Origin of the sequence: Nocardia araoensis NBRC 100135, from assembly GCF_000308435.1 — a bacterium.
Classification (GTDB): domain Bacteria; phylum Actinomycetota; class Actinomycetes; order Mycobacteriales; family Mycobacteriaceae; genus Nocardia; species Nocardia araoensis.
This window is the reverse complement of the sequence record NZ_BAFR01000059.1, coordinates 22,265-41,145: the sequence shown is the minus strand read 5'-3', so window position 1 is coordinate 41,145 and position 18,881 is coordinate 22,265. Positions and strand designations below refer to the sequence as shown.

At 71.0% G+C, this 18,881-nt stretch carries 12 protein-coding genes; 2 read left to right on the top strand and 10 right to left on the bottom strand.

Translation table 11 applies throughout. From position 1 onward, the window contains the following. Window positions 1-25 precede the first annotated feature (25 nt). Window positions 26-487: a GNAT family N-acetyltransferase gene (locus ON21_RS08315; RefSeq protein WP_039796952.1), complete on the top strand. Its 462-nt coding sequence runs from the start codon at window positions 26-28 to the stop codon at window positions 485-487. Between the two features lie 6 nt (window positions 488-493). Here ON21_RS08315 and ON21_RS08310 read toward each other — a convergent pair whose 3' ends face one another. From ON21_RS08310 to ON21_RS08300, 3 genes are all read right to left on the bottom strand, one after another. Next, window positions 494-1,276 (bottom strand): RodZ family helix-turn-helix domain-containing protein, encoded by a 783-nt coding sequence (locus tag ON21_RS08310; RefSeq protein ID WP_039796913.1) that lies wholly within the window; start codon window positions 1,274-1,276, stop codon window positions 494-496. After that, entirely contained in the window at window positions 1,273-1,860 is a 588-nt protein-coding gene (locus ON21_RS08305; RefSeq protein WP_051020480.1) for a GNAT family N-acetyltransferase, read from the bottom strand. The genes ON21_RS08310 and ON21_RS08305 overlap by 4 nt, the downstream gene beginning before the upstream one ends. A gap of 117 nt (window positions 1,861-1,977) precedes the next feature. Further along, window positions 1,978-2,400: a hypothetical protein gene (locus ON21_RS08300; protein WP_039796912.1), complete on the bottom strand. Its 423-nt coding sequence runs from the start codon at window positions 2,398-2,400 to the stop codon at window positions 1,978-1,980. Window positions 2,401-2,540: 140 nt separating this feature from the next. Between ON21_RS08300 and ON21_RS08295 the strand changes: the two genes are divergently transcribed. Next, on the top strand, window positions 2,541-3,350 hold the full coding sequence (locus ON21_RS08295; RefSeq protein ID WP_373281114.1) for a helix-turn-helix domain-containing protein: 810 nt from the start codon (window positions 2,541-2,543) through the stop codon (window positions 3,348-3,350). Window positions 3,351-3,357: 7 nt separating this feature from the next. Here the strand turns inward: ON21_RS08295 and ON21_RS08290 are convergent, their stop codons facing one another. The 7 genes from ON21_RS08290 to cobC all read right to left on the bottom strand — a co-directional run bounded on the left by ON21_RS08290 (window position 3,358) and on the right by cobC (window position 18,866). Then, on the bottom strand, window positions 3,358-10,593 hold the full coding sequence (locus tag ON21_RS08290; RefSeq protein WP_063821032.1) for a non-ribosomal peptide synthetase: 7,236 nt from the start codon (window positions 10,591-10,593) through the stop codon (window positions 3,358-3,360). Between the two features lie 178 nt (window positions 10,594-10,771). Then, the gene (locus ON21_RS39220) at window positions 10,772-13,243 is read right to left on the bottom strand and encodes an FAD-dependent monooxygenase (protein ID WP_039796910.1); all 2,472 of its coding nucleotides are present in this window, start codon (window positions 13,241-13,243) and stop codon (window positions 10,772-10,774) included. Window positions 13,244-13,557: 314 nt separating this feature from the next. Next, complete coding sequence (locus tag ON21_RS08280) at window positions 13,558-14,751, bottom strand: bifunctional RNase H/acid phosphatase (RefSeq protein WP_039796909.1); 1,194 nt, start codon at window positions 14,749-14,751, stop codon at window positions 13,558-13,560. Window positions 14,752-14,782: 31 nt separating this feature from the next. Next, complete coding sequence (locus ON21_RS08275) at window positions 14,783-15,520, bottom strand: zinc ribbon domain-containing protein (protein WP_039796949.1); 738 nt, start codon at window positions 15,518-15,520, stop codon at window positions 14,783-14,785. Between the two features lie 72 nt (window positions 15,521-15,592). Further along, window positions 15,593-16,237, bottom strand: coding sequence for a hypothetical protein (locus ON21_RS08270; RefSeq protein ID WP_039796908.1), 645 nt, complete (start codon window positions 16,235-16,237; stop codon window positions 15,593-15,595). Between the two features lie 123 nt (window positions 16,238-16,360). After that, window positions 16,361-17,482, bottom strand: a complete 1,122-nt coding sequence (locus tag ON21_RS08265; protein WP_039796906.1) for a Nif3-like dinuclear metal center hexameric protein — start codon at window positions 17,480-17,482, stop codon at window positions 16,361-16,363. 343 nt (window positions 17,483-17,825) lie between these two features. Next, on the bottom strand, window positions 17,826-18,866 hold the full coding sequence (cobC, locus tag ON21_RS08260) for an Rv2231c family histidinol phosphate aminotransferase CobC (RefSeq protein WP_039796905.1): 1,041 nt from the start codon (window positions 18,864-18,866) through the stop codon (window positions 17,826-17,828). Between the last annotated feature and the right edge of the window lie 15 nt (window positions 18,867-18,881).

Here is an 18,881-nt window from a genome sequence, read left to right as displayed (position 1 = left end):
GGCCGATGCTGTCACGATGGCCCGGATGATTGTCAGGCTTGCGCGAGAAGACGACCTCGCCGGTTTTCTCGAACTGGCGGGGCAGGTCGAGCACTGGTTCGGCGCGGGCGCCGACGATGCCGGATTTCGTGCCTCGGTGCTGCGGCACGTTCGGCGTGGTACGGCGCTCGTCGCGCGGTCGGCGGGGGCGGAGGTGCTCGGCGGCATCCTGTTCGGCTCGAACCCGCCGATCTACCGGGTGCACTGGCTGGTCGTCGCGGAACAGGCCCGCGGGCACGGGATCGGCCGGGCATTGACCACCGACGCGATCCGCCGGTACGTGCCCGCCCCCGGCACGCTCGAGGTGGTCACCTTCGGGCACGACCATCCCGGCGCGGTCGCCAGCGGTGCGCGCGCGTTCTACGAGAACCTCGGCTTCCATGCCGCGGAGGAGACGGATCCCGGGCCGGAAGGCGGATCTCGGCAGATCTACCGGCGTCGCGTCTGAGGCGCGTCAGCCTCGGCGGAACGCGCGCCAGAAGATGAAAGCCAGGACCGAGGCGGGAATCGCGGCGAGGACGGGCTTGTCGCGCAGCGTCTCCAGGAGCGTGCGGCCCGGACGGGCCACCTGTTCGGGGATTCCCGCTGCGCCGCGTTCGGCGGCGGTGGCGGCGTCCGCCTGAACCTGCTCGGCGCGCTCGGCGGCGCGTCGAACCGACTCCGCTATCGGCGTTTCGCGCCGACTCCCGGCTTCGGCCGCATGCTTCCCGGTCGAAGCCGGCTCCGTGTCCGCGCCCGCCATGTTCTCGATCTGCGCCGAGGTCACCGTCTCCTCCGCCTCAGCCTCACCGCCAGCCTGCGGGACCGCGCCGATCGGAGTCTCCGTCGACGACACCGTGTCTCCCGTACCGGGCGCACTGCCCGCCTGCGGAGCCGTACCGGTGTTCACCGCCTCCGCCGCACCGGGCTCGCTGCTCTCCTGCGGACCCGTACCGGTATTCACGGTCGCCGCCGCATCGGGCGTGCTGCCCGCCTGCGGGGCTGTACCGGTCGGAACCTCCCCCGAAGTCACCGTCTCCGCCGCATCAGCGGTGCCGCCGGCCTGCACAGACGCGTCTTCCGAGACCTGCACCCCGCTTCGCGTGTCCGCCGCGCGCTCGGTGGCGCCCTGCTTCCCGGCGGCCCCGTGCGCCGCGCCCTCGGCCGGTCGCCCGGTTCCGGCCGACCGGCCGCCGGAGATCTCGGCGGTGCCCGGTACGTCGTCGGTCCCCTTGTCCGTGGGTTTGCGCTCGTTCATGGCTGTCTCCTGTGCTGGGCCTCGCGGTGCGGAACGGGTGTCTCGGATGCCGTCGCGGCCCGGATACCCGGCGGATCGGCGGACAAACCGGGCCCCGTCGGCCGCCACTCCATCTCGAATTCCCGTCGCGGGTCGCCCGGAGCCATCGGCCCGCTCACCCCGGTCCGCACGAAGCCGTTGCGCAGATACAGCCGCTCCGCGAAGGCATTGTGTTCGGCGAACTCCAAACGGACGACGTCGTGTCCGCCCTCGACCGCCCAGTCGAGCACGGCGCGGACCAGCCGGTCCGACACGCCGGTCCCCCGCGCCCGCGCCGCCACCCACATCGAGATCAAGTGCACGCCACCGCGTTCCGGGTCGGGCATGCCCGCGACGGTACCCACTTCGGTCCCGCCCCACTCGGCCACGAACTGAGCCCGATCCGACAACGCGCGCCGCCAGTCTCTTTCGGTGCGGCCCTGCGCCTCGGCCAGTGTCGTACCGAAGAATTGCGGCGCGTCGGTCAGCGCGGCGAGCCGGACCCGCCGGAATACCGCCCAGTCGGCGGGCACGAGCAGTCTGATCGCGGGTATCGAGGCGTCCACCCGGTCTTCTCTACTCGATCTCCGGCATCGCGCACAGTGAATATCGGTGGTCGCTGGAACGCGAGGGCGCTGACCACTCGGCAGCCTCTGTCCCGCTGCCGCACGGCGGACCGGTGGTCATCGTGCACGATAGTCACCGAACCTGCGCAGCCCGGCGAACTCCAGTCCGGCGAAGGCCGCGACCGCCGCGGCGCCGGAGAGCAGGAAGGCGACGCCCGGCCCGGTCAACGCGAACACACCCGAACCGGCCAGCCCGATCATCCCGGCCGCCGAGAGCGCGTTGGCGACGACCACCACACCCGCGTACCGCGCGGCGACCGCGGCACGCCGGGCGATCGACAGCAACACGAGCGCGCCTCCGAGCATGACGACGCCGAACGCGACGCTCCAACCCGCCGGCAGCCCCAGCGGCTCGCGCAGCGATCGGGCTCCGGCGAGCAGCACCGCGCCGAAGACGCCGGTACTCCAACCGTCCACGCGCAACGCGGCACGCAGAAACGCGGCGTTGGCCTCACGACGGTCCGGCGTGGTGGATCTCATGTCGTACTCCCAGTGGTCGATCCGGCGGAGCCGATCGGCTCCCTGGCACCAACCCTCCTGGCCGGAGGTGGGCGTCTCAATAACCTCGGAAGTCATGGCCGTACCGCGCGGCCGGGTGCTTAGCTGATCGCGTGACATCGGTGCGGACACAGTCGAGAGCGGGCATCCTGCTGCGGGAATGGCGGCAACGGCGCAGGCTCAGCCAGCTCGACCTGGCGCTGGCCGCGGACACCTCGGCGCGGCACCTGTCCTATGTGGAGACCGGCCGCGCCGCGCCCAGCCGGGCGATGGTGCTGCGGCTGTGCGACACGCTCGAGGTGCCGCTGCGCGACCGCAACACTCTGCTGGTCGCCGCGGGTTTCGCGCCCGCCTACCGGGAGAGCGGCCTCGACGACGCCCATCTCGCGTCGGTCCGCACCGCGTTGGACACCATGCTGACCGCGCACGAACCGTACCCGGCGGTGGTCATCGATCGGCTGTGGAACGTGGTGGTGGGCAACGCGGCGATGACCGTGCTGATGGACGGCGTCCCCGAGCACGTGCGCGCGCCTCGGCCCAATGTCTACCGGCTGGTGCTGCACCCGGAAGGGCTCTCGGCCAGGTTGGCCAACCGCACTCAGGTGCGCGACCTGTTCCTGGAGCGACTGGCCAGGCAGGTCGGTGCGACCGGCGACGCGGAACTGGCCGCGCTGTACGACGAGGTCTCCGGCTACCCCGAGCCAGCGGAGGCGCGCGGCGCGGAGGCGGAAACCGGCACGCCGGCGAGCCCCTTCGAGGTGCCGATCCGGATCCGCACCCCGGTGGGCGAACTGTCGATGTTCAGCACGATGGCCACCTTCGGCGCACCGGCCGACGTGACGCTGTCGGAGCTGGCCATCGAATTGTTCTATCCCCTCGACGAGTTCACCGCGGCCGCGCTGCGCGGGGCGGCGGCCGCGGCGAAGGCGTGAGCGGATCTCAGGCGTCCAGCATGGATTCGTCCCATTCCCGGTCCAGGTCGGGGTCGGCGGCCGACAGCACCTCGTCCAGCCGCAGCCCCAGCTCGCCGATGTTCGGCTCGGTCATCATGTTCAGGTGATCGCCCGGCACGTCGATCACCGTGAACCGGCGCGCCGCGTACTGCTTCCAGCCGTTGTCGGCGCTGTCGAACATGCTGCCCACGGTCTGGTGCGCCAGGTCGACGCCCGGCGGCAGGCCCTCGGTGGCCCGCAGCAGCGTGATGTCGCGCTCGTACGGCTCGAGCTTGTAGTCCAGCATGGCCGAGTAGTTGGCGAAGAACACCTCGTAGAGCCGCCGGATCGCCTGCGGCGAACTATCGGCGGGCAGGATGCCCGACCGCACCGACTCCGCCAGCATCGCCGCGAACAAGTCCTCGGAACTGTGCACGTCGGGCTCGAAATCGACCAGGGCCGCGCGGCTTCCTCGCGCGTACCACAGCAACTCGAGGAAGAACCACCGGATGAGTTTCTCCTCCGGAATCGGCGTCCGGGTCCGCGCGCGCAGCGCCATCGTGTCCAGCAGCGTCACACTGCAGACCTCGTGCTCGGGCAGCTGACGGGCCATCTCCAAGGCGACGTAGCCGCCGAACGACCACCCCGCCAAGTGATACGGCCCCTTCGGATGCACCCGCCGCACCGCCTGCAGATACGACTCCGTCATCGCGGGAATGGTCTTCTCCGGAGCGCTGCCGGAATCCGCGCCCGCCGCCTGCAACCCGTAGATCGGGCGATCCGGATCCAGATGACGCCCGAGGGCCAAGTAGCAGAGCACGTTTCCGCCGATCGGGTGCACCAGGAACAACGGCGGCTTGCCGCCGCCGACGCTGATCGGCACCAGCGGATCGAACGTGCGCTGCACCTCACCCGAGCGCACCAGCGTGGCGATCCCGGCGGCGGTCGGCGCGCCGATGAACGCGTCCAGCGGCACCTCGACACCCCATCGGCGCGACAGCGCCATCACCACGCGCATCGCCCCGATGGACGTGCCGCCCGCCGCGAAGAAGTCGTCGTCCACGCCGATCGTGCGCAGTCCCGCGTACTCGGCCAGCAGTTCGACCGCCGACCGCTCGTACTCGTCGGCGGGCTCCCGCCGAGCCGACACCGATTCGGTGGCATCCTCCCCGTAGGCGCGCAGCGTCGCGTCGTCGCGCTTGCCGCTGGGCGTGCGGGGCAGTTCGTCGAGCCAGGCGAACCGCGACGGCACCATGTGCGCGGGCAGCATCGAGCGCAGGTCGTGCCGCAGCGCGGCGAGGTCGGTCTGCTCGGGCGCTCCGACCAGGAACGCGATCAGCGAGCCGTCGATGCCGCCGAATCCCCGGGCCACCACGGCGGCCTCGGTGATGCCGGGGAACTTCTCGACCAGGCTCAGGATGCACAGTTCGACTTCGGCGGGCTCCACCCGGAACCCCCGGATCTTGACCTGGCTGTCGCTGCGACCCAGGCAGACGATGTCGCCGGAGAACAGCCGGACACCGAGGTCGCCGGTGCGGTACCGGATTCCGCCCGCATGCGTGGCGACGAACCGCTGGGCGGTGAGCGCGGGCCTGCCCTCGTAGCCGCGGGCGATGCTGCGGCCGCCGAGATAGATTTCGCCGATCACGCCGTCCGGCACCGGCCGCAGGGCGCTGTCGAGCAGCTCGACGGTGTCACCGTCGACGGCGCGGCCGATGGGCGGCAGCGCGGGGAACTCGTCGGCCGGACCCGTGAGCGTGAACTTGGTCGCGACGTGGGACTCGGTGGGACCGTACTGGTTCTCCAGCACCAAGCCGGGAACCACCTTGCACAGGGCGCGAATTTCGTCGGTGATGCGCAGCTGCTCGCCGGAGGAGATCAGCACCTTCAACTCGGTCGGGAACATCCGGTGCCCTACGGCCGCCTCGGCGAACGCCTGCAACGCGACGTATGGCAGGAAGAGCCGCTCGATGCCCTCCTCCACCACCGTGTTGAGCAGTTGCTCGACGTTCGATCGCAGATCGGCCGAACTCACCCGCAGCGTGGAACCGGCCGCGAGGGTGGTGAAGATCTCCTGGAACGACACGTCGAAACTCAACGGCGCCAACTGCAGGGTGCTCCGCAGGCCGATGCCGGTGGCCGCGCGGTTCTGCCAGTCCACCAGGGAGGTCAGGCCGCGGTGCGGCATTGCGACACCCTTGGGCTCACCGGTCGACCCCGAGGTGAACAGCACGTAGGCCACCGCGTCGGGCGAGACGTGATCGGGCAGTGCGACTTCCGCGTCGGGCGCGGAGTCGTCGAAGAGCGTGGCGGTGTCCAGCACCAAGGCGGCGTCGTCGACGATGTCGCGATAGGCGGCGTCGGCGATCACCCGGTGCGGGCGGGCGCGGTCGATCATCAGATTCAGCCTGGCCCGCGGGTAACTGACATCCAGCGGAACACACGCGGCCCCGATCCTGGTCAGGGCGAGCACGAGCAGCACCAGTCGCGGACGGCGACCCATCAGGATGCCGACCCGGTCGCCCGGCGACACCCCGAGTCCGACCAGGCGCCGGGCCAGCCGGTCGGAGCGTTCGATCAGCTGGTCGTAGGTGACGGATTCGTCGTCACCCGCCAGGGCGATACCGGCGGGGTTGAGCGCGGCCGCCTCGGCCACCAGCGTGCCCACGTCGCGTGCGGTCGCGGGGCCGACGCCACGGTCGATCGCCGCGTCGGGCTCGGCGACGATACCGGCCAGCATGCGCAACTGGGTGAGCGCCACGGTCTCGCACTGCTCGGCGGTCAGCGTGTGGTCGCCGTCCACCCGCAACCACATCCGGCCGTCGCGCGGATCGGTGGCCGCGGTGACCAGCAGTTGGAAGTTGGTCTCCTCGCGGGCGTCGAAGTCCAGCAGGCGCACGCCGTCCAGCACGAGCATGGGCTGGAAGACGTGGTAGTTGACGAAGTTGAACGCCGTCTCGAAGACCGGCCCGCCGTCGGCGAGGATCGACCGCAGCGGGTAGCGGCGGAACGGGTAGGCCTCGCGTTCGCGTCGCGCGAGCTGCTCCACCGCGGCGCGCCACGTGGTCGCGGTGGCGTCCAACCGGATCGGCAGCGTGTTGAGGAACAGCCCCGCCACTCGTTCGGCGCCGGCCCGGTCCGGGCGACCGTGGCTCACCACGCCGGTGGTGACGTCCGTGCGGCCGGTGAGCGCCCGCAACGCCAGGCAGTGCGCGGCCAGATACACCGATTTCTCGGGCACCTGGTGGCGCGTGGCGAACGCCGAGACCCGTTCGGCCAGCCTGCGGGGCACCAGCGCCCGCGCTCGCGGCACACCCGCTACCACCGGCTGGTGCGCCCCGAGCGCGGTGAGCGCGGTGGGTTCGGCGCCTTCCAGAGCGGTCAGCCAGTACTCGCGGGCCGCGGCGTCGCGCGCCGCGCCCTGCTCGGCCCGGGCGTACTCGGCGAGCACGGTGGCCGGATGCGCGGTGGCCTCGACCCGGTTGTGGGTCATGCCGAGGTGGTTCAGGTAGTCCAGCAGCAGTTCCAGCACCGACGTGGCGACGCTCCAGCCGTCCAGGATGGCGTGGTGGAAGCTCAGCACCAGGTCCACCGCGCCGACCGGCTCCTGCGGACCGGGGCGGACGAAGACCCGGATGGCGAACAGCGGAGCGACCGAGATGTCGTAGTGGGCGTGGGCGCGTTCCTGGAGATAGATCTCGATCAGATCCTCGCCGTCCGCCTCGTCCATATCGCCGAGGTCGACGATCTGGAGTTCGTAGGGCGGCGCGGTGTGCACGATCTGCAGCGGGACCGAATACCTGCTCAACTCGAACGACGAGCGCAGGGCGGGTTGACGCCGCACCAGGCGATCCACCGCCTCGGTGAATTGCGCTGCGTCCCAAGGCACTTCGAGCCGGTAGCGGAACACGTCCTTGTAGGTGATCGAGTCGGCGCGCTCGATGCTGTGATACAGCATGCCCAGTTGCAGGGCCGTGGCCGGGAACGCGTCCTCGGCCTGGTGCAGTGCGGCGCGGTCGATCAGCGGCACCGTCTCCAAGGGCGCGGCGACCCGGCCGCGCTCGTCGCGGCGGTCGTCGCGCACGACGCGGGCCAGCTCCGCGATGGTCGGCGCCTGGTAGAAGGCGTCCACGTCGAAGTAGAGCCCGGCGCGTTCGGCGGCGGTCCGCACGGCCAGCGCGAGGATGGAATCGCCGCCGTGGGTGAAGAAGTTGTCGTGCACGCCGATCGACTCGACGCCGAGCACGGTGCGCCAGACCTGCGCGAGCCTGGTCTCGACATCGGTGCGCGGCTCGGCGCCCGCGACCGGATCGGCGCCGTGGCCGAGAACGAGTTGCTCGGCCAAGGCGCGCCGGTCCAGTTTCCCGTTGCGGGTCAGCGGGATCCGGTCCACCCGGATCAGCCGGGACGGCACCATGTAGCGGGGCAGCCTGTCGGCGAGTTGCTCGGCGATCTCCTCCCCGGAGACCTCGGCGCCGACGAAGTAGCCGACCAGTTGCACTCCGTGCGCCTCCGAGACCTCGTCCACCACGGCCGCCGCGCGCACCCCGGCGCAGCCGAGCATGGCGTTCTGCACCTCGCCGAGGGTGATCCGGTTGCCGCGGATCTTCACCTGATCGTCGAAGCGGCCCAGGTATTCGAGGTTGCCGTCCGGCAGCCAGCGCGCCAGGTCACCGGTGCGGTACCGGCGGCGCCCCGGCACCGCGCGATCATCGACGAATGCCGCGGCGGTCAGCTCGGGCCTGCCGCGATAGCCGCGGGCCACACCGACGCCGGCGATGTTCAGCTCGCCGGGCACGCCGACCGGCACCCGGCGGCCGATGTGATCGAGCACGAGCAGGTCTATGTTGTCGATGGGGCGGCCGATCGGCACCACATCGAGCGGCTCCTCGACGGGGCAGTCGAAGTAGGAGACGTCGACGGTGGCCTCCGTGGGGCCGTAGAGATTCACCAGCTGCGGCGCCTCGGCCCCGGCCGCGGTGAAGACCGCGTGGAACCGGCGCACCAGCGCCGGGGGTAGCGCCTCGCCGCTGGAGAAGACCCGCCGCACGCTGCCGATCCGCGTGACCGCCGCCGGATCGGCCGCGAGCTCGTCGACGAACGCCGCGAGCATGGAGGGCACGAAGTGCAGCACCGTCACGCCGTGCGCGGCGATCGCGTCGGCGATGCGGCGCGGATCGCGCTCCCCGCCCGGTTCCAGCAGCGCCACTCGGGCGCCGTTGATCGCCCACCAGAACAGTTCCCACACCGACACGTCGAAGGTGACCGGCGTCTTCTGCAAGATCACGTCCGACTCGTGCAGGGGGTAGCGCCGCTGCATCCAGGTCAGGCGGTTCACCACCGAGCGGTGCTCGATCATCACCCCCTTGGGCACGCCCGTGGAGCCCGAGGTGTAGATCAGGTAGCTGAGATCGGCTGGATGCGAGACGTTTTCCACACCGCGCGCCGGGACGGTGTCGGCCACCATGATCCTCGTGACGCCCAACCTGTCGAAGACCGCCCGATGCTCCGGCCCCGCCACGACGAAGCGCGCCCCACAGTCGGCCAGCACGGCCTCGATCCGAGCGGCCGGGAAGTCGGGATCGAGCGGCACATAGGCGCAACCGGCCCGCAACACGCCGAAGATCGCGACGAGCATCTCCGTCGAACGGGGCAGTACCACCGGGACGCACTCGTTGCCGTTAGCGCCGAGCGCGTGCAACCTGGCGGCGAATCCATCCGCCAGCGCGGACAATTCGGCGTAGCGCAGCGGCTGCTCCCCGGACCCGGCGACCGGTTCGATCGCGATCCGGTCCGGATGCCGCGCGGCCACGTCGGCGACCAGCCGGTCGATCGTCGTGTACGGGAATTCCTCGCGCGGACCGGCTTCGAACGCGGCGACGGTTGCCTGCTCCCGCCGCGACATCAGCGGCAAGGCCGAGATCGGCGCCTCTGGCCGGTCCAGCGCCGCCACCACCAGCGCACCGACGCCGCGCACGACCGATTCGAACGGGAAGTTCTCGTCGAAGACGTCCTTGTCGTAGTAGAGCTGGAGATTCAGCGAGCCGTCGCGCGCGTGCTCGACGCCGAGGATGTTCAGCGCCTCGAGCACCGTGCCCGGATTGACGATGTCGAGGGTGCCGAGGATCTTGTCGAGATGATCCGACGGCGGCATCTTGATGTAGGAGTACGCCACGTCGAACAGCGGCGGCGCCGTCGGATCGCTGCTGAGGGCACGCGCCAGGTCGCCGTACGGAAAGCGTTCGTAGCGCTTGAGTTCCCGGATCTGCGCGGCCACCTCGGTGGCGACCGCCGACAGCGGCTGCGCGGGATCGACCCGGATGCGCAGGGGGACGACGTTCGTCCGGTGCCCGGCGGTGCGGAAGGTCTCCGCGCTGTGCCGGTTGAGCATCGGGACGCCGATCACCACCTCCTCGGAGCGGTGAATGGTGGTCAGGTAGGCGGCCAGCGCCGAAACGGTGAACGCGAAGACGGAGAAGCCGGTGGCTCGGATGCGGTCGAGGAACGCGGGTTCCACCACCACGCGCCGCCTCCCCCGGTTGACGTCGGGGGTGCTCGCACGTCCGGAGAACAGCGCGGGAACCACTCCCTCGAAGCGGCGCACCAGCGCGTCCCGATCCGCCGCCCACTGCGGCGAGGACAGATACTCCTCGTGTTCGGCGGCGATCCTGCGATAGGTCGCCGCACTGCGGTCGGTCTGCTCGGTGAACGGATCCGGCTCGGCGAGCTGCTCGAGCGAGAGGTCGGTGCGGCTGTAGTTGTCCACCAGAGCGCTCCACAGCGCGTTCACGCCCCAGCCGTCGATCATCGCGTGGTGCATCGCGACGTAGAGATGGAAGTGATCGGGCCCGTCGACCAGCGCGGCGATCCGGAACGGCTGCCGCGGCGGGGACGGCGTCACGTTGGCCCGGTTCACCCAGTCGCGGCGTGCCGCGGCCGGGTCCGACGCCCAACTGAGATCGACGAACTCGACCTCGGGTAGCTCGTCGGACACCCACTGCCAGAAGCGGCCCTCGGAGAACTCGAACCGCAGGCGCAACGCCTCGTCGGCGAGCAACGCCCGGCGCACCACGGCCCGCAACCGGTCCATGTCGAACGGCTCGTCGATGAACGCGCAGTAGGCGTTTCGGGTGACCGGCGCCGGAGCATACCGGTAGGCGACCGACAACACATCACGCTGGTACGCGCTGACCGGCCAGGCTTCGGGGGGTCTCTCGGAAGTAGCACTCGGTTCGAATGTCACAGTCACTCCTATCGCGACAGTCGCGGCACCGGCCGTGCGCGGATCTACCCCAGCCCACCCTGATCGCTGACACGCAAAGCTGCTACCACACTTATCCAGTTATCGATATCGCGAATCACGGCATCGGCACTGCCGATGCCGCGACTCTGCTGTTGTTATCGCGGTGTATGCGGGCCGGTCAGCAAGCCGACAGCAGCGCGCGCACGCTTTCGTCGGCCAGACGATCGGCTCGGTCCCGCGATACCGCGGGCTCGACGTAGCCGATGTTGAGGGACAGCTCGTTGTGCGTCGCGTTGGCGGTGGCCATGATGAAGCCGCTGACGGACATGCCGGAGACGAACTGCGCGCCCTCCAGCTGCCAGGAGCCGATCTTGTCCGGGAAGGGGTAGTCGCCCAGGTACGTCATACAGAGATGACCCGGGCCGCGGGTGTCCATGAGCTTCACCGTGGACGCGCTGGCGGCCACCGACTTCGGCGCGGCCACCTTCAGCAGGTTCAACGCGGACAGGTGATCGCGCCGGTCCGTCCGCGCGCCGTACTCGCGCTCGATCTCGGCGGCGATCTCCCACAGCGAGGCCCACGGCGCGTACTTCGCCGGGGTGGCGATCATGCCCTGATAGGTGCCGACCTCGGTGTCGCCCGCGGCGCCGTCGAGATGGTCACGGAAGTTGACCGAGCTGCCGACGGTGTACCAGGCGGCCTTCTCGGTGCCCGCCTCCCTGGCCGCCGCGATCAGCAGCGCCGCGGAGAGGGCGGCCTGCAGGCCTACGCCGTGGCGGGCGCAGCCTGCTTTGAGCGCGTCCAACCGGTCGCCGTCGAGGCTGCGGTGCACCACCCGGCTGCGCCGCTGCGCGGGCGGCGCCAGCCTGGTCGGCTCCAGCCTGCGCGGCCGGCGCAGCTGCGACTTCTGGTCGCGCAGGAACGAACCCGCGGTGCGCAGCGCACCGCCCGCACCTTGGAAGCGCGGCGGGAACAATTCCTCCGGACCCGGCCGGACCGGCGCGGGCGAGAACTCGCCCCCTTCCCCGGCGGCCGCTCGGAGCACCTGCTCGGCCACCGACAGCGCGCTCTCGCCGTCGGCGATGGCGTAGTGCAGCGTGACGATCAGCTCGTTGGTGCCGTCGGTCTCCTTGATCAGCACCGCCCTGGCCAGCGGGCCGGTGCGCCAGTCGAACGGCTCGCGCAGCTCCACCTCGTCGGCCTCGGTCAGCCAGTTCGTGCTGTCCTCGGATTCGATCACGCGCAGCGGGATCGGGGCCTGCACCGGCACGAAACGCGGTGCGGTGCCGTCCGGTTCGGCGGCGACGGCGACCCGCAGGAGCGGATGTCGGCGCTGCACCTCGTCCAGGCCCGCGCGGATCTGCTCGGCCTCGACGTGGCCGCGGATCCGCACCCGCGACAGGATGTGCAGCGGCGCCAGCTGATCGGCGATCCAGTGCCAGCGCTCGACCGGTGAGAGCGGGCGCGGCAGCCGCGCGGTCGGCCCGTCCGGCGCCGGGAACGACATCGGCTTGCCGAGGTTGCTCAGGAAGAATTCGGTGGGCGCGTGCCGGAAGTAGGTGTCGCGCACCCGCACCAGGCGCGGATCGGTGGTCTGCTCGATCTTGGCCAGCGAAGCCGATCCGTTGACGAACATGGCGGTGCGGTCGGCGCGCAACTTCTCGTAACGACGCAGGCCCGCGACCGGATCCAAAGAGTTCCGCAGCACGCCGGCCAGCACCACCGCGTCCTCGATCGCGGCGTTGGCGCCCTGGCCGAGGCTGGGCAGCATCGGGTGCGCCGCGTCGCCGAGCAGCGTCACCCGGCCGCGGCCCCACTGCGCCAGCGGCGGGCGATCCTGCGCGGGCACGGCCAGGATCGCCGCTTCGTCGGTCTGCTCGATGCAGGCGCGCACCTCCGGCGCCCAGTCGGCGTACATGCGCAGCAGGTCTTCCTTGCCGCCCTGCCAGTTCGCGGCCTCGTCGGCGGGCAGCGTCTTGGTGCCCCACCAGTACACCCGGCCGTGCCCGATGTCGTGGATGCCGAAACGCATTCCGGTGCCCCAGAAGTGCGCCGACAACCCGCGCGCGACATTGGGGTGCTCGAACGGGACGCAGGCCAGCCAGCACACGAAATTGCCGGGACGCGGCTCGGCGCGGCCGTGCAGCTGGGCGCGCACCACCGAGTGGATGCCGTCGGCGCCGACGAGCAGATCGCCCTCGGCGACCCGGCCGTCGGCGAACTCGACGCGCACGTGCTCACCGTCGTCGACGAACCGAGTCGCTTGCGCGCCGGTGAAAGTCGGTGTGTCGCCGATCGCGCTGAGCAGCACGTCGTGCAGGTCGGTGCGGTGCAGCGCCACGGCCGGAGCGCCGAGCCGGGCGTCGAGCCGATGGACCGGGAGCACCCGGATCGGGCTGCCGTCGGGATTGCAGAAGCGGAAGGTCTCGACCCGGCCGCCGCGTTCGAGCAGCTGCTCGTCGAGGCCGAGGCCGAGGGTGCGCAGTGCGTTGATTCCGTTGGCCTGCACGGAAAGTCCGAAGCCCTGGGCCCGCAGTTCCGGGCCCGCTTCGTATAGTTCGACGCCGAATCCCGCATGCCGCAGGGCGGCCGCGGTGGTGAGTCCTCCGATCCCTGCCCCGAGAACGACAACCTTGATCGGACTGCTCATCGAACCTGCACTCTCATCGAACCACTCGACGGCACAGGTGCTTCCCACCGCTACGCGGCCCGCGGGCCACGCTGCCCGCGCGAAAACCGTCCCGCTGAGCAGCACTGACCGAGGCCACTGCGTCGACCCCGACCAGGCAGGCAGCTGGACGCCTGTGCCTGACCGTCCGGAAGCCTACCGCTACTCGCCGCGCAAGGCCGAGTTGAAGTGAGATTCACCGCATCGCGCGATTGTGAAACGCAAATGTGTTGCAATGGTGCATAATTCGCCCTCCGCGCACCGCGTTCGCCCTCGATTCCGGCGCGTCGTCCGCCTCAGAGGTAGGACGTATCGTTCACCAGACGCACCGAAGAGCCGCCGTCGAGATAGAACTCCGCTATCGAGAGCGACGCCAGATCCAGGTGCAATCGATACAGCAGCGACGGGCCGGCATCGAGGGCCAGCCGCAGCAGCGTCTTGATCGGAGTCACATGACTGACCACGACCACATTGGCGCCGGGATACCGCTCGAGCAGGTCGTGCAGAGCCGCGTCCACGCGCGCGCGGACCTCCTCGAAGTTCTCCCCGCCGGGCGCGGCGACGGTGGGGTCGCCGATCCAGCGGGCGTGCAGGTCGGGGTCACGCTGCGCGGCCTCCGCGAAGGTCAGCCCCTCCCACGCGCCGAAGTCGGTCTCGATCAACCCTTCGTGGATCTCGACCGGCACCCCGAGCGCCGCGGCGGCCGCCTCGGCGGTTTCCCTGGCCCGGCCGAGCGGAGAGCTCACCACAGCGGCGATGCCGCCTTTGGCGGCCAGCATCTTCGCCGCCCGCGCGGCCTGCTCACGACCCAGCGGGGTGAGCGGCGGGTTGCCGCGACCGGAATACCGGCGTTGCAGCGACAACTCGGTTTGACCGTGGCGAAGTAACAGCAAACGCGTGGGCCGACCACTGGCGCGCGTCCAGCCGGGGCCGTGCTCCGCGGGCTTCGATTGCTCGGCGTTCGCGTCCCTGGCCTCGTCGATCCAACTCGGCAGATCACGCTCGGTGGCCGCGAGGGCCGGATCGGCGGCCTCGGCCTGCCGGGTGTCCGCCGCCGTGGCACGGCTCTCGCCGCCCTCGGCTCCGGCGTCCATGGCGTCGTTCGCGAGCCGGTCGGCATGCGCGTTCTGCGCGCGCGGGATCCAGGCGTAGCTCACCCGGCGGAACCCGGCCGCGATCCGGCGAGCCTGGTCGGCGAGCGGAATCAAGGCCGCGTGCTTGATCTTCCAGCGACCGGACATCTGCTCGACGACCAGCTTGGAATCCATGCGCACCACGACCGACTCGGCGCCCAGTTCCGAGGCCGCGGCCAACCCGGCGATCAATCCGCGATATTCGGCGACGTTGTTGGTGGCGATGCCGAGGAACTCCCAGCGCTCGGCGAGCACCCGGACGTGATCGGCGTCGTAGACGACCGCGCCGTACCCGGCCGGACCGGGATTGCCCCGCGAGCCGCCGTCGGCTTCGACGATCACCTCCGGGAAACTCATCGCACTTCCCGGTCAGTCGGTCGCGGCGAGCTCACAGCCCCGATTCCTTGGTCCGGACCAGCACCGCGCCGCACTCCGGGCAGCGCACGACCACGTCGGGGGCGGTCTTGGCGATGCGGGCGATCTCGCCACGATCGAGTTCGATGCGGCACGCGCCGCAGCGACGCGCCTGCAACAAGGCGGCGCCGACGCCGTGCTGTTCCCGCTGACGGTCGTAGATGGCCAGCAGTTCGCCGGGCAGCTTCGCGACCACGCCCGCGCGATCGGTCTCGCAGCGCGTCTGCGCCACGTCCAGGTCCGCGAGCGCCTCGTCCCGCTGTCGCCTGGCATCGGCGAGTTCCTCGTCGGTCTTGCTCAACCGCGCGCCCGCGTGCTCGTGATCGGCGGCCGAGGCCTCGCGCCGCTCCATCACCTCGAGCAGTTCGTCCTCCAGCACGGAGCGGCGGCGCTCCAGACTACCGAGCTCGTGCTGGATCTCCGAAAGCTGTTTCGCGTTCACCGATCCCGCGCTGAGCAGGCCCTTGTCGCGCTCCTCGCGCTTGCGCACCGCCTCGACCTCGCCCTCCAGCTTGCGGATGTCGCGATCGAGGTCGTCCAGCACGATCTCGACGGCCACCGCGGCATCGGAGTGCGCGTTGCGCTCGGCCTCCAGCCGCGTCACCTCCTGCTGCTCGGGCAGCACCGTGCGCCGGTGCGCGATCCGGGTCAGCTCGGCGTCGACGGCGGCGAGCCGCAGCAGCTCGGCCTGGATCGGGGGTTCGACATTCAACGCGGACAAACTCCTGGACGGGGTGGACGGGACTGGTGTTCAACCGTACCCCGCCGGATCGGCGGACCGGCGTCAGCCGCCGACGGCGCGAGTTTTGATGGCGTCGCGGGAGATGTAGACGTCGTATTCGCCGGGCACCGCGATCACCGCGTTGCCGTAGGCGGAGCGCACGAACGGCTGGGTCCACCACCGGCCCTCGCGCATGTCGGCGAAGAAGTCGCGGTCGCCGTCGTTGAGGAAGATCTGGTTCTGTTTGGTCGCGACGCCGTCGAGGCGCTGGCCGTACAGGCGGCTGATCCGGTAGCCGGAGTGGAAGCCCAGCGCGTTCACCCACGGCTCCAACTCGACGATGCCCGCTTGCAGCACCCACATGTCGCCTTCGACCCGGTGGGTGAGACGCTGCTCGGGGTGGTCGTCGTCGCCGTACAGGGTGACATCCACGTCGAGCAGGTGTTCCTGTCCCGCCACCGGCTTGGCCACCACGTGCGCCGCCTTGATCTCGCCGGTCAATCCGAGATAGGTCTGCAGCAGCGTCGCGATCCACAGCAGCACCGCGGCGACCAGCAGCAACGCGAGCCCGCCCGTTCCGCGCGCGAGCAGCGGCCGCATTCCCACCCGGCGCGCGGCGATCAGACCGGAGATGATCAGCGCTACACCGACGACCAGCAGCAGGATCAGCCCGATCTGCACGAGACCGAAATCCACCGGGAAGTTCATGCGGTAGTTGTACCCCGCGCGAACTACTCGATTCACCCGAAACGCCCAACCCGTTCCGGCTCGGCGCGGACACGCCCCGACACGCCGTCGCCAGTTCCGCGCCAGGGCAACGGCTTCGAACGCTCAGCCGGGCGCGCGCACCGTCCACGGGTCGGTACGCAGCGTGGACACCCTGGTCTCCAAGCCGGGCAGGGCGGTGCGCACGACCGCTTCGGCCTGCGCGCACCAAGGGAATTCGGTCGCCCAGTGCGCGGCGTCGACCAAGGCGGGACCGCCCTTGCGCAGGTGTTCGTCGACCGGGTGGTGGCGCAGGTCCGAAGTGAGATATACGTCGACGCCCAGCCCGGCGGCCCTGCTCAGGTAGGAGTCGCCCGCGCCGCCGCACACCGCGACCGTATAGACGGTGCGGTCCGGGTCACCCGCGGCGCGCACGCCCCACACGGTGGGCGGGAGGGCGCGGGCCACCCGATCGGTGAAGGAGCGCAACGATTCCGGTTGCGGCAGGGTACCGACCCGGCCGATGCCGAGCGACGACGGCAGCTGGGCGCGTTCGCCGATGTGGTAGGCCGGGTCGTCGCCGGGATGCGCGGCCCGCAGCGCGGCGAGCACGGCCGAGCGGGCGGCGGACGGGGCGGCCACCTCGATGAGGTCCTCCTCGACGTACCGCAGTTCGGTGAGGGAGCCTTGATCCGGAGCGGCTTCGGCGATCGGACGGAATTGTCCTGTCGCAGGCACTCGCAGCGCACGGTCGCAACAGTGCCCGCCCGCGCCGGCACCGGCGGCGAAAAGCGCGGCGAGTACCGCGTCGGTGTGCGTGCGCGGCACCGGGATCGCCCAGTTGTCCACGGCTGCCTCGGGTTTCGCGTCCAGGGGGCCGGTCACCGTGAGACCGATGGCCGCGGCGAGCGCGTCGGAGACGCCCGGATCGGCGGAGTCGGCGTTCGTATGCGCGGTGAACAGCGCGCAGCCGGAGCGGATCAGCCGGTGCAGCAGCGCGCCTTTCGGCGTGCTCGCCGCGACGGTGTCGACCCCGCGCAGCAGCAGCGGGTGGTGCACCACCAGCGCCTGCGCACGCCAGTCGATCGCCTCCTCGACGACCGCGGCGGTCGCGTCGACCGCGAACAGCACCCGGGTCAGCTCTTCGGCCGGGTCACCGCAGACCAGGCCGACCGAGTCCCACGGCTCGGCCAGCGCGGGCGGGTAGGCCGCGTCGAGCGCCCCGATGAGATCCGCGAGCGTGGTCATCGTCCACCTTCCTTCGCTTCGGTCCTGCACTGTGCAGCACCGGGTTCACCGCCGGGCGTGCCTGAGCTCGCCTCTCTCGGGCACGCGATATGCGCGGTCGGGCGCAGTTCAGCGCCACGAGCACCGCTGGGGCGGCTATCGGGGTGAGCGGGGCCTGCCCCATTGTTCGTCCGGATGCCCGATGGGGCGATCACCATGCGGCGGAATTCCGACCGACTCCACAGCAGGTTCTCGCCGAGTCGTGGAGATCGGCCGCCGGCCGCGAGACTTCCGACGCGCGAGATACCCGTCCGTCCGGCCGGCCTGCGCGCGGGATCGACGTGGCGCGGCCGGAGCCTCGCACTCACCGGACATCCGCCGATCGGATCGCCGCGACCAGCCGATCGACCTCCGCGGGCCCGCGGACCGCGACGCGCAGATGATCCGGGCCCAGGCCGGGGAAGGTGTCCGCGCGCCGGACCGCGATCCCCTCCGCGGCCAAGTGTTTGCGCAGCAATTCGCCTTCCGCCACGCGCAGCAGCAGGAACGGGCCTTCCGCCGGAGTGTGGACCGCCACGCCGAGGTTGCTCAGGCGCTCGATCATCGCGGCACGGTGCACGGCGAGCGTCTCGGCACGGCGCTCGGACTCGGCCACGGCGGCCGGGCTCGCGGTGGCCGTGATCGCCTCCAGTTGCAGCGTGCCCAGCGGCCAGTGCGGACGCCCGTGGCCCAGACGCGCCAGCACCTCGGGCGCGCCGAGGAAGTAGCCGCAGCGCAGCCCCGCCAGCGCCCACGTCTTGGTGAGGCTGCGCAGGACGAGCAGGTCGGGCGCGGGGTCGGCGGCGAGGGATTCCGGCTCACCGGCCACCGCGTCGGCGAAGGCCTCGTCTACCACGACGACGCGCCCCGGCCCGCGCAGGGCGCGGATGGCAGCGGCCGGGTGGAGTACCGAGGTGGGGTTGGTGGGGTTGCCGAGCACCACCAGATCGGCCCCGGCGGGCACCGCGGCGGGATCGAGCCGGTAGGGCGGTTCCAGCACCACCCTGGTGACGGGGACGCCCGCCTCCCGCAGCGCGAGTTCCGGCTCGGTGAACGACGGATGCACCACCGCGGCCGACCGCGGCGCGAGGCGGGGCAGCATGGCGAAGCCTTCCGCGGCGCCGGCCAGCAGCAACACCTCCTCGGGAGCGCGGCCGTGCCGAGCCGCCACCGCGCGGCGAGCCGCCTCGGCGTCCTCGGCGCTCGGATAACGCCCCAGATCGGACAGGCGCGCGGCCAAGCGCCGCCGCAGCCATTCCGGCGGTGCGGCGCCCTGGACGTTCACCGCGAAATCGAGCATGCCAGGCCGGGCGTCCACGTCGCCGTGGTGACGCAGTTTCGCGCGATCGACGGTGTCCTCGGCCACGAGACCACACCCTAC

Bases quoted from the DNA above. Each gene is read 5' to 3' on its own strand.
- ON21_RS08315 (WP_039796952.1), top strand. From the start codon at position 26: ATGATTGTCAGGCTTGCGCGAGAAGACGACCTCGCCGGTTTTCTCGAA.
- ON21_RS08310 (WP_039796913.1), bottom strand. From the start codon at position 1,276: ATGAACGAGCGCAAACCCACGGACAAGGGGACCGACGACGTACCGGGC.
- ON21_RS08300 (WP_039796912.1), bottom strand. From the start codon at position 2,400: ATGAGATCCACCACGCCGGACCGTCGTGAGGCCAACGCCGCGTTTCTG.
- ON21_RS39220 (WP_039796910.1), bottom strand. From the start codon at position 13,243: ATGAGCAGTCCGATCAAGGTTGTCGTTCTCGGGGCAGGGATCGGAGGA.
- ON21_RS08280 (WP_039796909.1), bottom strand. From the start codon at position 14,751: ATGAGTTTCCCGGAGGTGATCGTCGAAGCCGACGGCGGCTCGCGGGGC.
- ON21_RS08270 (WP_039796908.1), bottom strand. From the start codon at position 16,237: ATGAACTTCCCGGTGGATTTCGGTCTCGTGCAGATCGGGCTGATCCTG.
- ON21_RS08265 (WP_039796906.1), bottom strand. From the start codon at position 17,482: ATGACCACGCTCGCGGATCTCATCGGGGCGCTCGACGCGGCCTACCCG.